A 19,948-nucleotide genomic window follows, 5' to 3' on the forward strand; every position below is an offset into this window, starting at 1 on the left:
GATGTCCAGACCCACCAGATTGGTGATAGATCCCAATGCATTACACCATAATTTAGCGCGGATAAGACGCTTTGCTCCAGGCAAGAAAATCATAGCTATGGTTAAAGCCAATGCCTATGGCTGTGGTGTACATGTTGTAGCACCAATATTGGAAGGGCACGTTGATGCTTTTGGGGTTGCTTGTATTGAAGAAGCTTTGGTTCTTCGTAAAATAGGAATTCGAACTCATTGTATCCTTTTTCAAGGTGTATTTAGTCCCGATGAGTTTAAGGTCGTATCTCAGCACCAATTTGGTTGTGTTATTCATCAACCCCACCAAGTCCAATGGCTTTTAAATACCCCTTTAGAAAGGCCTATTAAACTTTGGGTTAAAGTGAATACGGGTATGCATCGCTTGGGTTTTAAAACCGATGAGCTGCAAGGAGTTATGGATGCATTACAATCATGTCCTTGGGTGGATAAAGAGATTGGCTTGATGACTCATTTAGCATGTGCTGATGAGCCAGAGCGTATTGAAAATTCCCAACAAATTGCTTTGTTTGAAAATATTGCTGTCACAGGATTTAGTCAACGCAGTATAGCCAATTCTGCGGCTATTATTTCGTTTCCACAAACTCATGCAGATGTTGTCAGACCTGGGATAATGCTTTACGGTGTATCTCCTTTTGCCAATCAGACTGCAATTGATTTGGGTCTGCTCCCTGTGATGCGTTTTGTTTCAGCAATTAGTGCCGTTCATTATAATCCGCCTTTAGCTCAAGTTGGATATAGTGGCATTTGGAAAAGTGAAAAACCTTCAATTATTGGTATTGTTGCTGCTGGTTATGGTGATGGATATCCACGGCATATAGCGGAAAATACACCCGTCTGGGTCCAGGGCAAAGAAGTGCCTATTGTAGGGCGGGTCTCAATGGACATGCTTGCTGTCGATTTAACAGACCATTCAGAGGTAAAACCTGGGGCGCCTGTTGAGCTTTGGGGGACTCATATTTTAGTTGAGCGGGTTGCCCAAGCTGCAGGTACTTCAGGATATGAATTATTATGTCAAATCTCTGAGCGAGTGCGTCACGATTAAGAATATATGTAATCCAGGTGTAACGAAGAGGAATTTAGGGGATGTAGATCAACCCAAATCCCAGGTTTCGCACGCTATATCAGGATACTTATTTAACTATGGATAATAACTGAACGTGATGATAGAATTAAAACCGATTTCTATAACCTTTATATTGGGTGATATGTTATGAAAAAAATAGCTGTTGCATCATTGTCTTTATTATTAGTTGGTTGTGCATCAATGAACCATCAGGATGTTGGTACTATCTCAGGTGGAGTTATTGGCGGATTAATTGGAAGTCAATTTGGAGGTGGCCCAGCAGCTAAATTGGCAGCAACAGCTGGTGGTGCTATTGCTGGTGCTTATTTAGGTGGTCAAATTGGTAAATATATGGATAAAGTGGACCGAATGGAAATGCAACGTGCCTTAGAAACTGCACCCACCGGCAGATCAGTACATTGGTCAAATCCAGACACTGGAAATAGTTATACAGTACAACCCACTCGTACTTATTATCGTGAGCATTTACCTTGCCGCGAGTATTTAACTAAAGCAATCATTGATGGAAAACCACAAACATTACGTGGTAGTGCATGTCGCCAGCCAGATGGCACATGGCATGTTGTAAACTAAAGTAATTATATCTAGCCTGGGTAACGCGTAGCGAAGCCCGGGTTTTTTACACCAATTTCCCGGTTTACGATTTGCTATTCACCCAGGCCATACCATTGAGCTTTATTTAACTTCTTCATCCTTTTTCTTGTCACAGCACACACATTTGCAGCAAGAAAATACATTGTACAACCAGGCAATAATAACACCGGTGATGAATGCGTCAATAAAACCAATAATACCGCCTAATATACTTCCTTGGATTGAAGGCTCATATCCTGGATATAAAGAACCCACTGCAACCACAAAACCACGCCCATAGGTATAATAGTAAGCAATTAATCCCAATACCAAAATAGATACACCCCAAAGAACCCCAAATGCAAGACCTAAAGCTACAGGACTTAATTTGCAACCTTTCATGCTCGTCTCTCCTTATAGTGCCATTAAAATTGTAGCTGGGTGTAGTGTTGCGAACCCTGGGCTTCGTTAATGAACTCCTGGGGTTTACTAAGCTTTACCCAGACTACGAAAACAGCAAAACTACAATAAATTCAATTGCCTTTCTTAAAGTATAGACTACTTTGGCTCAAGCTACTGGGATGTAAACTGCCCTAATTAATTAACAATTTTTCACAAATTGAAAAATATAAAGCTTCTAATTGATATAGATCATTTAAGGAGACGCATTCATTCACTTGATGAATCGTGGCATTAACAGGGCCAAGTTCTACTACTTCAACGCCATAGGGTGCAATAAAGCGGCCATCAGATGTTCCACCACTAGTAGAAAGCTCAGGTGCATAGCCATTAAGCTCGGTGATCGCTTGCTTACAACTTTCTAATAAGGCGCCCTGAGCTGTCAAGAAAGGCTCGCCGCTGAGACGCCATTCAATGATAGGATTCAGATCGTGCTCCTGAAAAGCAGCAAGAACTTTTTCTTTTAATGTGCCATGTGTTTGCTCTGTAGAGTATCTAAAATTAAGGTGTAAAATCAGTTCTCCAGGAATTATATTTGGAGCATGTCCTCCTGATTGAAGGTGAGTAATTTGCATTGAGGTTGGTGGGAAATGATTATTGCCCTGATCCCATAGCGTGGAGGTCAGTTTCGCTAAGGCGGGGCTAATTTTATGGATTGGATTGTCTGCTAAATGCGGGTAAGCAACATGTCCTTGTTTTCCATGTAGACTAATTTTGGCGCTTAATGAACCGCGTCGCCCAATTTTAATCACATCACCAATTTTTTGACTACTTGATGGTTCACCTACTACACAGTAGTCAATGTGAATGCCTTGATTTTGCAAAAGCTGCATAACATAGGGGGTGCCTAGATCGTAATCATCACCTTCCTCACCACTAGTAATAAGAAAACCTAATCTTCCTTGAAATTTGGGATGGGTTTTAATAAATCGTTGTGCCATCAGTAACATGCAAGCTAGGCTTCCTTTCATGTCGGCAACACCCCGTCCGTAGAGCATTCCGTTTTTATTTTGTGTCACAAACGGATCAGACAACCATTTGGTGATATCGCCAACTGGAACCACATCTGTATGACCCGCAAAAACTAGAAGAGGTCCAGATTCTCCATAAGATGCAAAGAAGTTGGAGACAGAGCCCTTATTCATCCGCTGACAGGTAAATCCTGATTGCTCCAAAAATTGAATCATAAACTCTTGGCAACCAGCATCTTCGGGGGTAATCGAGGGAAAGCTCACAAGCTTCGCCACGATTTCTTGTAACTCTTCTATCATTTTTTTTGACTCAATCATATGCTAGTTAGCTCTCAATAGTTCATTAATGCTTACTTTCGCTCGGGTTTTTTCATCCACCTGTTTCACAATGACCGCGCAATATAAACTGTAGCTTTTATCTTCACTGGGTAAGCTACCCGCTACTACCACAGATCCTTCCGGGATACGACCATAGGTAATTTCACCGGTAAGACGATTGTATATTTTAGTACTTTGTCCTAAATAAACGCCCATAGATAAGACAGAGTTTCGCTCCACAATAACCCCTTCAACTACTTCTGAGCGGGCGCCGATAAAGCAATTGTCTTCGATAATTGTAGGATTAGCTTGCAATGGTTCTAGTACACCACCGATGCCTACTCCACCCGAAAGATGCACATTTTTACCGATTTGGGCACAAGAACCCACAGTTGCCCAGGTATCTACCATGACTCCTTCATCAATGTATGCACCCACATTGACATAAGAAGGCATTAAAACACAGTTTTTTGCAATGTATGCTCCTTTGCGGACCATGGCATGAGGTACCACGCGTACCCCTGTTTGTTTAAATTGCTCTTCAGTATAGTTATTGTATTTAAGCGGCACCTTGTCATAAAACTGACAAAAACCGGAATCAATTACTTGATTGGGGTAAAGTCTAAAAGATAAAAGAACTGCTTTTTTTATCCATTGATGTACGACCCATTCATTATTTATTTTTTCAGCAACTCGATATTGACCACTGTCCAAACACGAAAGCACCTCATTAACTGCGGTGACGAGTTCAGGAGGCGCTGTATCAATGGACAACGTTTGACGTTGCTCAAAACCTTGTTCAATTATAGTTTGTAAAGTCTGCATCTGTTTTTCCTCTGTTACTTTTGTATTCAGGGTGTATTGAAAAATTTAATTTGCCAGTGCATATTCCAAATCAGCTTGTAAATCTTCCACATGTTCTATGCCCACTGAGAGCCGAATAAAACCATCTTCAATTCCCAACGCTTTCCGTTGTTCTGGAGGGATCGATGCATGCGTCATAATTGCTGGATGCTCTATCAAACTTTCTACGCCCCCTAGACTTTCAGCTAGAGTAAATAATTCACAGCGAGCAAGAAAGCGTTTGGCTGCATCAATACCCCCATCAATTACCATGGAAATCATACCGCCAAACCCATGCATTTGCTCTTTAGCTAACTTATGTTGAGGATGGTTTGCAAGACCTGGATAAATGACCTTTTTTACTCCGGATTGATTACTGAGCCAATTTGCTAAATGATGCGCATTTTCACAATGTCGCTCCATACGCAACGACAGGGTTTTTAAACTTCTTAAAACCAGAAAACTGTCAAATGGACCTGCAATTCCACCACATGAGTTATGAAGAAAAGCGATTTTGTCCGCTAAATTCGGATCATCGCCCACGACCACGACCCCGCTGACTACGTCTGAATGGCCATTAAGATATTTAGTTGCCGAATGCAATACGATGTTAAATCCTAATTCAAGAGGTCTCTGAATCCAAGGAGTTGCAAATGTATTGTCTGCTACAGCGATGAGATTATTGCGCTTTGCTATTGCCGCTATTTCACGTAAATTGGCTAGTTTTAACATGGGATTTGAAGGGGTTTCTACCCAAAGCATGCGTGTTTTTGGTGTAATCGCCGCTTCTATATTGCGAGTATCAGACATGTCTACAAAGGAGAAGGATAACCCTGATGTGCGTGTTTTGACTTTGTCAAATAAACGAAAAGTGCCGCCATAAAGATCATCCATGGCCACAACATGATCTCCTACATCTAATAAATCAACAATTGTATTAATTGCAGCCATTCCAGAAGCAAAAGCAAAACCTCGTTCTCCAGACTCTAAACTGGCAATACACCCTTCATAGGCACCACGAGTCGGGTTATGTGTACGCGAATATTCATAACCGAGATGTTCGCCCGGTGCAATTTGTTTGTAAGTTGAGGTTGCATATATTGGTGTCATGACTGCACCGGTACTTGGGCAAGGGTGTTGACCTGCATGAATGGCTCGCGTTTCAAAGTGATTCTTTTTCATTGGACTGTCCTTAGGGCTGTAAATTTTTTTAATATCGATACCCTTCATTAGACCTCTTTCCAAACGCGACCGAGGAGATGAATAACTTCGACGAGGCGGTGCTCGCATCCGCATGTACTGGCGTGTACATTTAGGTTCTTCTCACTGCGTCTCTTCGTATTCACTTTCTCAGGGCGTTTGAAAAGAGGTTTATTTATAGACGGGCGATCTTTTCAGAGCGGTTTATGTAGGATATTCTAGTGGGGGTTCTATATATAGGCAAGTTCTACTTCTCTAAAGAACAATGAGGAGTCTAGGTCTAGGCAAGTTTATACTGCAGGGGCGTTTTGACAATGAAATTTGATATTCAAGCTTTATTTTCAGCAAAATACGCACAATGGATTATTATTGCCTTAATTTCGCTTTTTTCCATATTGATTATTACTGAATACGCTACATTGATATTTTCCCCGGCTAATATGCAGACAGAATCTGTAACCACAAATGAGATGCCGGTAATTGCAAAGCAAAATTCATTTGATGCTATTTTACATTCTTCTTTATTTGGTGTTTATGTTTCTGATAATTTAACTACTATTAAGAAATCGATGCTGAATGTTACTTTAGTAGGGATTTTGTTTGCTAATCAGATAAATGATTCTCAAGTAATTATTCGTTCTGCTGATGGAGAGGAAAATACTTATAAATTGGGGGATACTATTCCTGGGGGGGCAGTGATCAAACGCATTATGGCGTCTGGAATTTTGGTTGAACGCAATGGTGCTTTAGAGAGTTTAAGTTTGCCCAAAAATGAATTAATCTTTGAACCAGTAGCCAAGCCTTTGGAAGGGGAATAAAAAATTTATGAGACGTTTATTTAACCTATTAGTCGTTGTAATTTTTATTTCTATTCTTGCTGGATGTGCTATGACTAATGCCATCAATTTGCGTGAAGGAATTGATAACTTCAGACTCGAAGAATACCGCAAGGCGTTTATCCGTTTAAAACCATTAGCTAAGCAAGGTCTGCCTGATGCACAATATGCTGTAGGTTATATGTATTATTATGGCAAAGGAGTGGTAGAAGACCGAAAGAAAGCGTGGTTTTGGATCAATGCGGCTGCCAATTTAGGACAACCTGATGCAAAAGTAGCAATTCAAATATTAGCCAGTGGCGGTTCATTAAGCTAAAAACATTTTAAACTGAGTGTCACTTAAACGACACATTAAATCAGTTCAGTTTTTGGGCTACACCTGTCGTCATTAGACTTTTTTGACGATTGAGAAGAAAAATTTGAGCTGGAGAAATCGAAAAAAAGGAACCCTTTTCTATTTTTAGAATATTCATCCTCTAACTTTAATTGGGTATCCATGGAAATGAAGAGGTTGCCTTCCTGATACTTTTTCTGGATGGATTGAATGAAATCTTGTGGATGTAGCGGTTTATAGGTGGTAATAATCTTATCTTGTAACTTCAATAAGTAGCTATCTACCTTTGTAATGTATTGACGGTCTTTTAACAAAAAACATTGTTCACGTACGCATTTTATTGAGGCAAAAAGGATCAATAAGTTTTTGTGTATAAGGGGTGAGTCAACAGAAATGGAGTCGATTATATTATTGACCAAGGCAAGGGAAATAATTTGCTCGTCGTATGATAATGAATCGGATTTTCGAGCGTTTTGGATGAGAATTTTTAATAATTCATCCTTTGTATAACAATTTGACAAATAAAGTTGTGATGTTTTGATTAAAGTATCAATGGTATCTGAGGCATCAGCACTAATTCGAGTTTGCATCATTTCTTCAGAGTCCACGAAATCACTGATTGCGGAGTGGGTTGTACAAAAATGTCCGAAACTATCTCTGAGTTCAACGAGTTCCTGGACTGAGTTTTCAAGTGATTTTGATTTCTGCGGATCAAAACTAACAAAATATAACTCTTCGGGGTTGGAAAGCATTTGTGGATGTTCGATTATCTTTGTATCAATTAATCGGGCTTGGGCAAACATATTTCTTAAAAGCGCACCATTAGCAAAGTGCTGCCGTTTTACTTCCTCTAAAATTTGGCTGCAATTCATACTTATATAAGCGCCTATCCGCAAATCGACGTGACGATTAAAATCATTCTGGGCGTTTTTCTGTAATTCTTTAAGTAGGTCCTCTGCATAGCTTGCTTTAGCGCATAATCCATATACTTTGCCACATTGCGCTTGGTCGGTATGAAAGAGACCAAATTTTTGGTAGCTTTCATGGATTATTATTGAGAGCTTCCCCTCGACTACAAGAGCTTGAACTGCAGGATCTAAATGCAAATTTTTATACAATGCACTAGTTGCATCAATAATTACTGTCAGTGGCTTCTCTCGTTTATTATCAATACATTTGTATTTTATTAACTGATTAATATCAATACCAGGGATAATACCTTCTTCGTTGACAATTGGGCCAGCGGAAATAATAAACACATCTGCATCAGCAGATTCAGTTTCTTTTGTAATGTGTTCAAATTCATAATAACCGATTCCGTATACCTTAATTGTCGGTGGGAGATCGTCTTTAGTTTTCATTTTTTCAGCCAAATGCATGGCAATGACATATGCATTGGTTCCTGACATTGCAAGTGAAGCAAAAAAAGTCGTCTTCTCTAATTGTTCTTTTTTTAGTCCCAATGTATGAAGTAATACTTTTTCGGTTTCAAACATGAATCTGGAATAATCTTTTTTTAAGTGTCCAATGTCGTTTTGTTGTAATAACGCAAGGCTGATTTCATGGATAACTGTATAAATACAGAATGCAAATTTTGGATAATTATTTTCATAAAAAAGACAAGTTATATTGAGTACAAGCACAATACGCTGGATCGCATTTGGATTGAGTTCAGGAAGATCGATCAATAATTGTTTTAGCCCTTGGGCCAATTTGTTGGTTGTATGTTGGGAACTATCAGCAATTAAATTAAGTTTATTAAATAATTTACTTTTTAATAATGCTTCTTTGCTTGTAACCAAATTGAGCGCTGGGTCGATTTTCTCGAATTTGATAAGAGGATAGGGAGGGGTTTTTACATTGATTGCAATTTCCCAAGGGCTTGCGACCAAGCCACAAATACTCAAAACCCCTTTTATTTCATAAGACTTGGTATTGCTTTGGGGTATAGCAACCAATGCAATAGAATGCTTAGTATCTTTAATAATTTGTGGTTGGGGTTCTTCCTGGGGAAAGTAACGTTTAGCAATATCTTCAACAGGAGTATTATCCAACAATGTTACAGGGACATAATCATTTACTGCACGTGATGCGTCACTAATATTGAATGAGGAAATTAAATTATCCAACAAGATTCCAGATAAATCATCATCTCTATGATATTTTGCTTCGGAGTAAATATAAGGATTATTTATTCGATGTACTGAATCGCTTCTAATTTCTGCGACATGACTTCCAAATAAAATATGGGCGGGGACTCGCTGTTGTTCCTCTTCACTCATCATTGACAAATAAAAAGCATAAGGATTCTCCCCTATCTTTTGTTTTACTTTATAGCTGCGATATGTATGCTGAATTATTTTTGCAGCCCGATTTTGTATGAATTTTTGTTGTTCTTGAGTAAGTGAATTGTCGCTCAGTTGAGTAACGGTTTTCTTTCTAGGGAGAGAAGTTTTTAATGAAACTCCTATTTTTTGCACATACTGGACCAAAGTATTTAAAGCAGAGCTGGACTGAATAAACTCTTTCATTGAACAAGTCAACCAATAAAAAAGCCACGTTTATACCATAGAGCGCTTTAAATATACATATTGTAATGAAAAGATAATATTTTGCTGGTAGGCTGAGCTAATCCTAAAGCGCTTATTTGTTCTTTAGCAAACCACTGCCCTTGTTTTTCAGACAATACTTTACCTAAAACTTTAGTTTTTATGCTGAACGCATTGATTTCTAAATTAAAATGGCTGAAACGATGTTTAAAAGCCATTAGTTTTTGGGGGGACTCTCCTGATAAATCATAGTTCAAACGAATGAAATCAAGAGGGCAATCGCCTTCATCTAGATTGGGCAAACACCATAACCCTCCCCATAGTCCTACAGGGGGTCTTTTTTCTAAATAAATGTGGCCTTGATCATTATATAAGACGAGTAATTGCTGGTGTTGGGTGGGTAATGGTTTTTTTATTTTTCTTGTCGGATATAGATGTTGCTCTTTATGTTTAAATGCCAGACAACTTTTCTGTAAAGGGCAATTAAGGCAATTCGGATTTTTAGGGGTACAACACATGGCTCCTAAATCCATAATCGCTTGAGTGTAGTCAGCGCAGTGGTCTTGAGGCATACAGGAATTAGCGAGTTCCCATAATGTTTTTTTTATTTGTGTTTGTTCAGGATAACCTTTAATTGTGAAAAAGCGCGTCAGAACTCGTTTTACATTACCATCAAGAATAGCAACTGGTTGGTTAAAGGCTTGCGACACAATGGCTGCTGCAGTAGATGGACCAATTCCTGGTAGAGCTTCTAATAACTGATAATCGGCAGGTAAAACACCGTCATGGTTTTGTATCACTTTTTTTGCTGTTTGATGAAGATTTCTAGCGCGACTGTAATAACCAAGTCCTGACCATAAAGAAAGTACTTCATCTTCATTTGCTTGAGCTAGAGCGTAAATGTTAGGAAATCGTTGCATAAAACGTTCGAAGTAAGGGATAACAGTTTGCACTTGGGTTTGCTGGAGCATAATCTCGGAAATCCATACCCTGTAGGGCGTTCGAGGTAATTGCCACGGTAGGTTTTTACGCCCATGAAGAGCAAACCAATTGAGTAATGGTTTACTAAATTTTTTATATAAATTTTGTTTATCCACGTGCGTTATTCTTTGATTCTTTATTATTGGCGTACTGTAAAAAAAGTAATGTCCCGGGTCAATATTATGAAAAAATTAAAGTTCACTCGCGAAGTGTCGATATATGGTCTATCGTTTTAAATAGGGGGCCTGTTGTACTCAGGATGAGTCAAATCAAGCTGAATCATTTTGCTAAAGATTGTAGCGACGCGCTTATTACATTGAGATGGTGAGTTTTTAAGATTTTTTCATCAAACAAGAGTTTAACTGTTTAAAGACAAAAAAGATCTTAAGTGAACGCGCAGGTTCAATGGAAAAAGAGTGTGCTGTAAATCTGTTGGTGAGAGATTTAGGTTCAAAATCAAGGAGAGATTATGCGCCATAGCCAACATGAAATAGTGGTATTAAAGCCTACGGCTGTTTTTTTATCATTTCTTGCTTCACAACTACCTGATACAAAACTACCGGATCTTAGATTATTACAAATTGATAATACGGCTTATGTGTTGCCAAAACAAAATTCGGATGATGCAACTTTAGATGAAATAGAAAAACATTTTTCAAAAATGTTTCGCCATGAAATTTGTCGTTGGTTAGGTGATAAAGCGCGTCATGAAATTGAAACCAACTTTCTTGATTTTCTATGTTGTTTTAAATTTGAACTACACAACCATATTGTGTTGATGGAGCCTTCGATAGAAACAAGTCATCAATTATTGCTTATTCAGCCTCGTGCAGCTTTGCTCGATTGGATTAAAAAATCTCTAGAGGGGCAAGAGGATTTGATGGATGTTATTGAAAAAGTAGAATTATCGCATTTGGAAGAAAATGCTACCGCTTTAGTGAGGAATTTTTCTAATTTGACAGAAATAAAACCGTTCATTAAAGAGCATTATCTACCAATTTTCTCAGCAGCCATGAGTCGTATGTCAAGCCTACCTGATCAATGGCCAACGATTGATTCATATCAAACTTTTAGCGAGTATTTTGCAATTGAAATTCATACTCAATTGATTCATTTGTCTCATTCGAGGAGTTGATTATGGAGCCAGTTAGTATAGCGCTTATTTGTGCTGCAGTATTGGGAACGGTTGTTGTGTTGTCTGCATTTATTAGACAAATTCTGCTGAGCAGAGACAAGCAATTAAATGATACGGCTCAAAGTAGGGCCTTATCTCTGGAAGTCAAAGAACTAGAAAAAATGCGTACTCAAATGCAAAGCGAGAAGCGCTTTGATTCTCATTACCAAGTGCTTGGTACGAATAAAGATGCAATTAGGTACATAGATACTAAAATAGAGGAGATTTTAAGTAAAAAAACAGAGTTAGTTGAGCGTTATGCCAAGGCTATTATAAAAGAATCTGGTTGTATCGTTAGTGGGGAAATTTCATCTGAGCGTAAAATTGCATGTGATCGCTTAAGAGAGGAAATTGATCGTGAAATTGCCTTTTATGATACGGATCTTAAGCAATTACAAGAAAGAAGAGGGCTTCTATGGGATGCGCATACTGATTTTCAAAAATTTCTTTTAAACCAAGAAAAAGTTCGAAATGAAAGTTTGGATAATGTATACAAACAGCATTCAGCGCTATTGGAAAAAGTATATCTACGTCATATCGATAATACAGAAATCATAGCAGTGAAAAGTATCGAAGCTTCAACGACGACTTTTAAAGATATGCTGATGATTCCAATTCAATTTTTGATGCAATATTTTGGGGTTAGTCCTGGCATTTCGTTGATCCAAACGCGAGTAGAGCATGTTGCACGTGTTGAGGTTGATAAAATGCAACACGAAATAAATAATCCGCCAGCAAAGCAACAAGAAAATCAGGTACTTAAAGATGCCAAGTCCCACCAAAATAAGCGTCACGATAGCCTACCTAATGAAGAGAAGGAGGAGGATAGAAATCATTCAATAACATTTGCTTGAAAATTAATCTTCTAACCCATTTAGTGACATTTTTGATTGTTTATATTACAATTCAACTTGCATTTTTTGCAGGAATGCAAAATTTTTAGCTAATTGGTGGAGAATATATTGATGGCAAAACATCGTTTTTTATGGTTTATGACATTTATGTTATGTTCTATTCTGGCTTTGCCGGGGCATAGCACAGGTGTAAACTCTCTTCTTCCTGATGAACAAAATACGGTGACAGTATTTCATGACGCAGCACCAAAGGTAGTGTATGTTCATCGGTTAGCAACAATAACCAACCGATCGTTGCAGAAAAAACAAGTGCCAGATGGCGCGGGTTCTGGAATTGTGTGGAATAACAATGGGTATATAGTTACTAATTTCCATGTCATCAAAGGCGCTGACAAGTTGGCTATTACTTTAGGTAATTTGACAGTGCCGGCTAAGGTTGTTGGTGCAGAACCACGTAAGGACATCGCTGTATTAAAGATTGAGTCACCGCAAGCTTTGGCGTTACTTAAAGCATTTAAACCATTTGAAGTGGTACATCTGCATGAGCTCATGGTGGGACAAAAGGCGATTGCGATTGGTAATCCTTTTGGTCTGGATCATAGTTTGTCTAAGGGGGTAATTTCGGCCTTAGGGAGAAAGGTTCCTGGTATTGGCGGAGTTACAATTCGCAATATGATTCAAACAGATACTCCAATTAATCCAGGAAACTCAGGTGGTCCGTTATTGAATAGCGCCGGGCAGTTAATTGGTATGAACACGATGATTTATTCTCAGTCGGGTTCGTCTGCCGGAATTGGTTTTGCTGTACCTGCTGATGATATTGATCGTATTGTGACGCAAATTATTAAAAATGGTCGAGTTGTTTTGTCTGGCATAGGTATTCAAAGCGTGCCGCCTAAGGTTGCTCGTCAACTAGGCATACGCAAAGGGATATTAATTGCAGATGTTCTAGACAATACACCTGCAGCTAAAATTCATTTGCGAGGTACTCACCGAGATGCTTGGGGTCGTGTCCAGTTAGGTGATATTATTGTTGCACTTAATGGACATGCTGTTCCCAACTACGATGTTTTATACAATATGCTTACCGAAATAAGAGTAGGAGAGCAAATAACTGTATCCATTCAGCGTGGTAATAAGCAAATGGATGTTAAAATGAAAACAATTGATATAGCAGGGATATAGCTTTTACTCGAGTTTTTTCTGCTAATAGGTACAGCCTGGATTGAAGTTTCAAATCCAGGCTGTATGCTTTTATAAGTCTTAAAATTAATGGAGAATAAGGATGTTACTTAATAAAGAGGATTCACTTTTATTATTGGTTGATGTGCAAGAAAAATTAACACCAGCCGTACTGAATAGTGAAGCATTTATTGCGCGTTGTGAATGGCTTTTAAAATTAGCCAGAAAAATCGACGTACCCATTCTGGTTAGTGAACAATACCCGCAAGGTCTTGGTTCAACTCTGCAGCAATTTCAATCGTATTTTGATCCACAACAATGTATTGATAAGGTAAGCTTTTCCTGTATGGGTGAACCTAAATATGTGGAGCAATTAAAGCAGCTTCATAAAAGGCAATTAATTCTTATCGGTATAGAAACACATGTTTGTGTTTTGCAAACTGCATTAGAAATGAGAGAAGCCGGATTTGATGTTTTTGTTGTTGTTGACGCAGTAAGCTGTCGGGGTGAACAAAATATGAAATATGGACTGAAACGAATGAAAAATGAAGGGGTTCATTTGATTACTTCCGAAATGGTATTTTTTGAATGGTTAAGAAAAGCAGGCACTCCCGAGTTCAAACAACTGAGTAAGGAGTTTTTTTAGGGCCTGTTTACATTAAATATAATTGACTCAAGTTTATTGTAGCCTGGGTGCCACGCGTAGCAAACCCAGGTTAACAAACTAAATTTCCCGGGTTTCGATACGCTGTACCCAAACTACAAATTATGGAGAATAAAGTGAATTTTACGAATCAAATCGCATTGATAACAGGTGGTGCTTCAGGTATGGGAAAGGCAAGTGTACAATATCTGCAAACGCGTGGAATGCGAGTTGTGGCATGGGATAAGCAAGTAGACGATCAAAGCGAAGCCGATTTATTTATCAGCTGCGACGTAACCAGCGATGAATCGGTCGAAAAGGCAATGCAACAAACCATTGAGCAATTAGGAGCCCCAAGAGTTTGTGTTAATTGTGCAGGGATTGCCCCAGCAAAACGTATCGTTGGAAAAGAAGGAGCGATGCCTTTAGCAGCCTTTAGACAAGTTATTGATGTAAATCTCATTGGTACCTTCAATGTTATGAGGGTTGCAGCACATGCAATGAGCAGTTTAGAACTGGAAAGTAGTTCCCAGGAGCGGGGAGTCATTATTAACACAGCTTCAATTGCGGCGTTTGAAGGACAAATTGGCCAAGCTGCATACAGTGCCTCCAAGGGCGGAGTTGTCGCCATGACGCTTCCTGCTGCACGCGAGTTAGCTCAGTTTGCAATTCGAGTGAATACAATAGCTCCCGGGTTAATCGCTACGCCTATGCTGTTGAATATGCCGCAAGAAGTTCAAGACAATTTGATAGCAACTATGACCTTTCCCAAGCGATTTGGGAAACCTGATGAATTTGCTTCATTAGTAGCTCATATCATTGAAAATGGAATGATAAATGGTGAGGTGATTCGTTTGGATGGAGCTCTTCGTATGCGATAACTCTCGTGAATTCTAATGTCAGTTGTCAATAGCTACGAAGCATTCACCACCATGTCATCCTGACTAGTTTATAAGGAAGGATCTCCCGATTTTATTCATAACCATTTTTGGAGATCCCTCTCTACGTTCGGGATGACGCATCCTTGCCTGAATGGATTAGTGCGAAACCCAGGAATTTTAAGTTTTTCTTATTCTGAAGTATCTTTTGGTAAGGGCGGGCTAAAGTAGTGGCTCCTGAAACATGCTTAAATTTCTTTTCCTGTCTTAGGTTCTAAGTCATTTGGAATGGGATTTGTTCAGCATTCTCATAACTCTCGTCAGATAGCTTATCTTCATAATGCGGGTTAATTTCATTCGTATCTACTAAAACAACCTGTTTCGGTGGAGTGCCCTGAGGACCTTTTTCCCACCCCATTACAATTTTTTGTTTCCGTGCTTCGACCAGGCCATCATGTGCACCTAAATCAACCCAGCGATGTCCTGAACTATCAACAACCAAATAGGCTTTATAAGCAGCAATCTCAGTATAAATATTTTCATCAGCTAATTTTAATTGGAGCTTCTCTATGAATGCTTTCGCACCTCCAAGATGGCATGCGATGAACGTAATTCGTTTGACTGCGCTTAATGAACAATCCTCTACTAAACGTTCTACCAGCATATCTACGTCACAGCCGGAAAATTTTTGTTTTCCTTGAGCACTGTGTCCGATCAAGCATAAACGAGATTGAGAAGTGAGGTGACTCAGGTCAGGATAACTTTCAAGTAGAGCTGAATAAAACAATCGATTTTCTTCTTTAAAATGAGTACCTAACAAGTTTTTAGAATTTTCCCTTATTGCACTCTCTTTGGTCGACTTATCAGAGAAAAATTCAACTACAACTGTACTGTCATATTTTTTTGAAAAGAATTTCATATCAATTAAAATAAATTTTTATCCTATTATACCTATTTTTATTTTATTGTGTAAAAATAATACTTGTGTTTGGCTGTGTTTCATTAGGGATGGGTTGTTGATTGAGGTTTTTTCTGGGTTCAGCTCTGCTTTCACCCAGAAGTATTGTATTTTTAGGCTTCTTGATGATGTGAATTATCTTTTGTTGACTCAATGTTACCCTGGGAAGTATAGACACTGATCGCGTTTTCTTGATTTCCTGACAGTGTATTGACAATTTCTTGACGCACATAAAGATTGTTAGCTATTACTTGTCCATTGACTGCATTTAATTCGCGACAGCGTGTGAGAAGTTCAGCAAGCTTGGTATTTAACTGGTTGATCTCATTTACCTCTTCAGCACTGCAATCTTTAAGAAATTCAGTTAAAACCTGATTTATTGTTTGATTGGGATTGGTATGATTAAGAAGTTGCAGCCGTTGTTTAGCACTTTCTTCTAACTTATTCGATAATTCCTGTTTTTTATTTGCAAACTCTTCAAGTCTCTTAAATTCTCGAGATATTAATATTTCTTTTTCATCAACCAATAAAGAATTGAGCAGTTCTATCCAATTAATTTCTTGGGTCAAACAGCTACTCAATAAGTTCTTCTTATTATCCATATAATAGCCCTTAGAAATTAAGCAGGTTCTACATTTAACATTTTCATGGCAATTTTGTCACTATCAATCTGATAGTTTCCTAGCGCTATTTCAGTTTTAAAATATAAAACTCGAGCATCGTTGATTTCAGAGACTTCCTTAAGGGAGTTTTTTATTGCCTCTAATTGTTTGGAGGTGTCACTTATACTGACGAGTGAAGAGGGATCTTCAATCAAACTTTTAATTTTTTCTTGATGTTTTGTTTTCAATCGATTGTCTGCATCTAGAGTTTTTACAGGAACTGCATCACTAATTTGATTAAACATAATTTATCCTCAATCACGTTTGACTTCTATATGTATCGGCCGTTTTTTTAAAATCTTTAGTAAAATTTAATTAGTTATTGATTTTTTTAGATAATAACATTCACTTTTTTTGCATCAGTAATCTGAGCTTCAATAATTTTTTTGGAAGAAAGATTACGCACTTTAATGGTGTCACCTAGAGAACCTTCTTCCATAGCTACACCATCCATACTTATAGTTAAATTATTATCATTGACTACGATAGAAACACGTTCTCCTTTATTAATCAATTTTGCTGCCTCAATATTATGAGGATTCAGTGGGCTATTCGGTGAAATATTTTGTTTACAGATTTGCCCTACTAATAAATCCTTTTCAGTAAAATAGCCTTTGTTCAAACGTTGCACATCCATTTCTGTTTGATAGATGTCATCTTCAGTAAGTCGATTGCCTTTTATTAGGGCTCGTTTGGCGACATAGATCGTTTTTAATACGGTTATTTTAACAGGAACATATAACGACCAGTGATTATCATTTTCTTGACATTTAATACCCATCGTACTGGTGCTTAAGATGGGAGATTGATAGGGGTTAAAGACAACCAATTGATCCTCGGCACATGCTTTGAGATTTAAACGAGAATCAATTTTATCTGCTGTAACTCGAACTGTTCCTTCTTTATATGAAGAAAGTTCATTACGTATATGATGTTCTATTTTATTTGTTAATATATCAGGCGACTGAATTGCATCAGCATGTAATTCTGTGCTTGCAAAAAATAGTAAAACACTTAGTATGCACTTGTTCACAAATAATCCCTCTTTGAGTAACTTGCGGTAAGCTGCAAATATTGTGCCAATATTTTGGAGAATATTACATGATGATTCGTTTCAGTATTTATGTAGTCATTTTATTGATATGCCAACTACCGGTGTATGCAAAAACCCATCATCCTCAAGAGTTTTTGCAATCAATTAGTGGTAGCAAAAATGAAGGTGAACAAATCTATCATCATTTTTGTGCCAATTGTCATGCAAATAAACCATTAATCCCTCTAGGTGCACCAAGAATTGGCGAAGAAGCTGATTGGAAAATGCGTTTAAAACAAGGAATGAACGTGCTTTTTAAACATACTGATGAGGGTTTAAATGCAATGCCGGCAAGAGGTGGATGCTTTGAATGTACTGATAAACAGTTAATGAATGCCATTCGATTTATGCTTCCAAAACAACCAAAAAAGCAATCATTTAATGATCGTAGAGTTCATAAAAAACACACAGTGTAAAAAAAATTTATAAAAATACCTAAACCTATTTTTAAATCTCCCGATAACTAAGAAAAAAGAGGGAGAAATAAAGTGAAAAAATATCTAGTGTTGGTACCAGTGTGTGCTTTAGCAACATCCTGTGCTTCCATGGATAGGTCAGTCCCTATAGTTGATGATGCTGGCAACACTCATTATACGATGAGTATGCAATCAGACCATAAGGGTTCAAATTACTTTCCCATGAAAAGACCTGCTACAGGAAAAAAAGTTATTGTATTTGACCCTAAAGCAACAGCATGGGCAGCTTACGATAGAGAAGGTAATAGGGTAAATACCGGTAGTGCTTCTGGGGGTAAGGATTTCTGTGAGGATGCAGGTAAACCATGTCATACTGTGACAGGGACATTCAGTGTTTACTCTAAAAAAGGTGAAGATTGTACTTCCAGTATTTATCCATTAGAAACCCATGGCGGTGCAAAAATGCCATACTGTATGCATTTCCATGGGGGATATTCAATTCATGCTGCGTACGAAGTACCTAACTATAATGCGAGTCATGGTTGCATCCGTGTTTTACCTAGTGCAGCAAAATGGTTAAACGAAGATTTTGCTGATATTGGTACTACAGTAATTGTTAAACCCTACTAATCAATAGGCATCAATATGTTGCTATATTGAAGACATAATCTCCACTTCTGCCCTGCGTAAAGCAGGGCTTTTTCATTCAGAGTACTTCGGAAAATCTATTACAGAGAAAGGATCGCTTGATCGAGATGCTGCTCGAATCCTCATATACTTGCGTGTACACTCCAGTTCTGCGCTCCGTGTCTTCTTGTACTCCTCTTTCTGTAGCGAATTTCCGAAGAAGTCTATTATAAATTCATTCATTTTGCGGACTAATAACTTGCTAATAAAAGCATCGCAATTTACTATCGTGTTTTTTAACCTGGACGCATGACATTATGATTCTTTGTATTGATGTTGGAAACTCTCATATCTATGGTGGTGTTTTTGATGGAGAAGAGATAAAGTTGCGTTTTCGTCACACTTCTACCGTAAGTACATCTGATGAACTGGGCATCTTTTTGAAAAGTGTTTTAAGAGAAAACAATTGTTCTCCTGAAGCAATTAAACAAATTGGTATTTGTTCTGTAGTGCCTCAAATTGATTATTCATTGCGTTCAGCATGTGTTAAATACTTTTCTTTAGAACCTTTTTTGTTACAGGTAGGAGTTAAAACAGGTCTTAATATCAAATATCGTAACCCTATAGAAGTTGGTGCTGACCGAATCGCCAATGCTATTGCTGCAACCCATAGCCATCCAAATCAAAACGTGATTGTTATTGATTTTGGCACCGCAACTACTTTTTGTGTCATCAGTGCTCAAAAAGCATATATGGGAGGCGCAATTTTACCAGGGGTTAGACTCTCAGTTGATGCGTTATCAAAAAATACAGCTAAATTACCTGCTGTAGAAATCATAAAAACTGAAAATTCAGTGGGGCGTTCGACGATAGAAAGTATTCAATCGGGTGTTTATTACGGTGCAATTGGCGCTTGCCGTGAATTAATTCAACGCCTAAATCAGGAGGCTTTTGGTGCTGAGAAAGCATTAGTATTAGCAACAGGGGGGTTTGCTTCTTTATTTGAAAAACAGGGCTTATATGATCATCTGGTTCCTGACTTGGTTTTGCAAGGCATAAGGTTGGCTGCATTGATGAATCATTGATTTAATTGAACAAGATACAAAATTCATTCATATATAGTAGTAACTCCCCACCGTAATCCCGAGCACAGCGAGGGCTCTCCAGCAAAACGGTGCGTATTAAATTAATGTAAAAAAATATCTAAAAAATAATGCGGTTATAATTAAATAGCCGCAGCAGGAACGGCTACGAAAAAATCATATCAACACTTTTAGCAA

Annotated in this window: 22 protein-coding genes; 12 read left to right on the forward strand and 10 right to left on the reverse strand. The window is 38.1% G+C overall.

Annotated features, from left to right (window positions below; all coding sequences use genetic code 11):
• The first annotated feature begins 1 nt into the window (after position 1).
• Positions 2 to 1,075, forward strand: coding sequence for an alanine racemase (alr, locus tag ACWTEW_RS04605; protein ID WP_454780588.1), 1,074 nt, complete (start codon positions 2 to 4; stop codon positions 1,073 to 1,075).
• 168 nt (positions 1,076 to 1,243) lie between these two features.
• The gene (locus tag ACWTEW_RS04610; RefSeq protein ID WP_454780589.1) at positions 1,244 to 1,690 is read left to right on the forward strand and encodes an RT0821/Lpp0805 family surface protein; all 447 of its coding nucleotides are present in this window, start codon (positions 1,244 to 1,246) and stop codon (positions 1,688 to 1,690) included.
• A gap of 102 nt (positions 1,691 to 1,792) precedes the next feature.
• Here the strand turns inward: ACWTEW_RS04610 and ACWTEW_RS04615 are convergent, their stop codons facing one another.
• From ACWTEW_RS04615 to ACWTEW_RS04630, 4 genes are all read right to left on the reverse strand, one after another.
• The gene (locus tag ACWTEW_RS04615; RefSeq protein WP_454780590.1) at positions 1,793 to 2,092 is read right to left on the reverse strand and encodes a bacteriophage holin; all 300 of its coding nucleotides are present in this window, start codon (positions 2,090 to 2,092) and stop codon (positions 1,793 to 1,795) included.
• A gap of 191 nt (positions 2,093 to 2,283) precedes the next feature.
• Complete coding sequence (dapE, locus tag ACWTEW_RS04620) at positions 2,284 to 3,420, reverse strand: succinyl-diaminopimelate desuccinylase (protein ID WP_483099562.1); 1,137 nt, start codon at positions 3,418 to 3,420, stop codon at positions 2,284 to 2,286.
• Positions 3,421 to 3,441: 21 nt separating this feature from the next.
• Entirely contained in the window at positions 3,442 to 4,263 is an 822-nt protein-coding gene (gene dapD, locus ACWTEW_RS04625) for a 2,3,4,5-tetrahydropyridine-2,6-dicarboxylate N-succinyltransferase (RefSeq protein ID WP_454780592.1), read from the reverse strand.
• Between the two features lie 45 nt (positions 4,264 to 4,308).
• Positions 4,309 to 5,463 carry a trans-sulfuration enzyme family protein gene (locus tag ACWTEW_RS04630; protein ID WP_454780593.1) on the reverse strand — a complete coding sequence of 385 codons (1,155 nt, stop codon included), beginning with the start codon at positions 5,461 to 5,463 and terminating at the stop codon, positions 4,309 to 4,311.
• Between the two features lie 332 nt (positions 5,464 to 5,795).
• Here ACWTEW_RS04630 and ACWTEW_RS04635 point away from each other — a divergent pair, with 332 nt between their 5' ends.
• Positions 5,796 to 6,299, forward strand: a complete 504-nt coding sequence (locus ACWTEW_RS04635) for a type II secretion system protein N (RefSeq protein WP_454780594.1) — start codon at positions 5,796 to 5,798, stop codon at positions 6,297 to 6,299.
• A 7-nt stretch (positions 6,300 to 6,306) separates the two neighbouring features.
• Complete coding sequence (locus ACWTEW_RS04640) at positions 6,307 to 6,633, forward strand: tetratricopeptide repeat protein (protein ID WP_454780595.1); 327 nt, start codon at positions 6,307 to 6,309, stop codon at positions 6,631 to 6,633.
• Between the two features lie 35 nt (positions 6,634 to 6,668).
• Here ACWTEW_RS04640 and ACWTEW_RS04645 read toward each other — a convergent pair whose 3' ends face one another.
• Together ACWTEW_RS04645 and mutY are read right to left on the reverse strand one after the other, a co-directional pair.
• Positions 6,669 to 9,182, reverse strand: a complete 2,514-nt coding sequence (locus tag ACWTEW_RS04645; protein ID WP_454780596.1) for a hypothetical protein — start codon at positions 9,180 to 9,182, stop codon at positions 6,669 to 6,671.
• A gap of 47 nt (positions 9,183 to 9,229) precedes the next feature.
• On the reverse strand, positions 9,230 to 10,297 hold the full coding sequence (gene mutY / locus ACWTEW_RS04650; RefSeq protein ID WP_454780597.1) for an A/G-specific adenine glycosylase: 1,068 nt from the start codon (positions 10,295 to 10,297) through the stop codon (positions 9,230 to 9,232).
• Between the two features lie 353 nt (positions 10,298 to 10,650).
• On the opposite strand from mutY, the gene ACWTEW_RS04655 reads away from it, so the two are divergent.
• From ACWTEW_RS04655 to ACWTEW_RS04675, 5 genes are all read left to right on the forward strand, one after another.
• Positions 10,651 to 11,316 (forward strand): hypothetical protein, encoded by a 666-nt coding sequence (locus ACWTEW_RS04655; RefSeq protein ID WP_454780598.1) that lies wholly within the window; start codon positions 10,651 to 10,653, stop codon positions 11,314 to 11,316.
• Positions 11,317 to 11,318: 2 nt separating this feature from the next.
• On the forward strand, positions 11,319 to 12,209 hold the full coding sequence (locus tag ACWTEW_RS04660; protein ID WP_454780599.1) for a hypothetical protein: 891 nt from the start codon (positions 11,319 to 11,321) through the stop codon (positions 12,207 to 12,209).
• Positions 12,210 to 12,320: 111 nt separating this feature from the next.
• The gene (locus tag ACWTEW_RS04665) at positions 12,321 to 13,394 is read left to right on the forward strand and encodes a S1C family serine protease (RefSeq protein ID WP_454780600.1); all 1,074 of its coding nucleotides are present in this window, start codon (positions 12,321 to 12,323) and stop codon (positions 13,392 to 13,394) included.
• A 100-nt stretch (positions 13,395 to 13,494) separates the two neighbouring features.
• Positions 13,495 to 14,037, forward strand: coding sequence for an isochorismatase family protein (locus ACWTEW_RS04670; protein WP_454780601.1), 543 nt, complete (start codon positions 13,495 to 13,497; stop codon positions 14,035 to 14,037).
• Positions 14,038 to 14,171: 134 nt separating this feature from the next.
• Entirely contained in the window at positions 14,172 to 14,915 is a 744-nt protein-coding gene (locus ACWTEW_RS04675; RefSeq protein ID WP_454780602.1) for an SDR family NAD(P)-dependent oxidoreductase, read from the forward strand.
• Positions 14,916 to 15,186: 271 nt separating this feature from the next.
• Here ACWTEW_RS04675 and ACWTEW_RS04680 read toward each other — a convergent pair whose 3' ends face one another.
• The 4 genes from ACWTEW_RS04680 to flgA all read right to left on the reverse strand — a co-directional run bounded on the left by ACWTEW_RS04680 (position 15,187) and on the right by flgA (position 17,565).
• Positions 15,187 to 15,831, reverse strand: coding sequence for a C80 family cysteine peptidase (locus ACWTEW_RS04680; RefSeq protein WP_454780603.1), 645 nt, complete (start codon positions 15,829 to 15,831; stop codon positions 15,187 to 15,189).
• 152 nt (positions 15,832 to 15,983) lie between these two features.
• A complete protein-coding gene (locus ACWTEW_RS04685; protein WP_454780604.1) occupies positions 15,984 to 16,472 on the reverse strand; it encodes a flagella synthesis protein FlgN in 489 nt (162 codons plus the stop codon).
• 17 nt (positions 16,473 to 16,489) lie between these two features.
• A complete protein-coding gene (flgM, locus tag ACWTEW_RS04690) occupies positions 16,490 to 16,777 on the reverse strand; it encodes a flagellar biosynthesis anti-sigma factor FlgM (protein WP_454780605.1) in 288 nt (95 codons plus the stop codon).
• A gap of 86 nt (positions 16,778 to 16,863) precedes the next feature.
• The gene (flgA, locus tag ACWTEW_RS04695; protein WP_454780606.1) at positions 16,864 to 17,565 is read right to left on the reverse strand and encodes a flagellar basal body P-ring formation chaperone FlgA; all 702 of its coding nucleotides are present in this window, start codon (positions 17,563 to 17,565) and stop codon (positions 16,864 to 16,866) included.
• 68 nt (positions 17,566 to 17,633) lie between these two features.
• Here flgA and ACWTEW_RS04700 point away from each other — a divergent pair, with 68 nt between their 5' ends.
• From ACWTEW_RS04700 to ACWTEW_RS04710, 3 genes are all read left to right on the forward strand, one after another.
• Positions 17,634 to 18,041 carry a c-type cytochrome gene (locus ACWTEW_RS04700; protein ID WP_454780607.1) on the forward strand — a complete coding sequence of 136 codons (408 nt, stop codon included), beginning with the start codon at positions 17,634 to 17,636 and terminating at the stop codon, positions 18,039 to 18,041.
• Positions 18,042 to 18,113: 72 nt separating this feature from the next.
• Positions 18,114 to 18,671, forward strand: a complete 558-nt coding sequence (locus ACWTEW_RS04705) for a L,D-transpeptidase (RefSeq protein WP_454780608.1) — start codon at positions 18,114 to 18,116, stop codon at positions 18,669 to 18,671.
• A gap of 314 nt (positions 18,672 to 18,985) precedes the next feature.
• Positions 18,986 to 19,753 carry a type III pantothenate kinase gene (locus tag ACWTEW_RS04710; protein ID WP_454780609.1) on the forward strand — a complete coding sequence of 256 codons (768 nt, stop codon included), beginning with the start codon at positions 18,986 to 18,988 and terminating at the stop codon, positions 19,751 to 19,753.
• The last annotated feature ends 195 nt before the right edge of the window (positions 19,754 to 19,948 follow it).

The sequence above is a fragment of the Legionella stuttgartensis genome, from assembly GCF_977063405.2.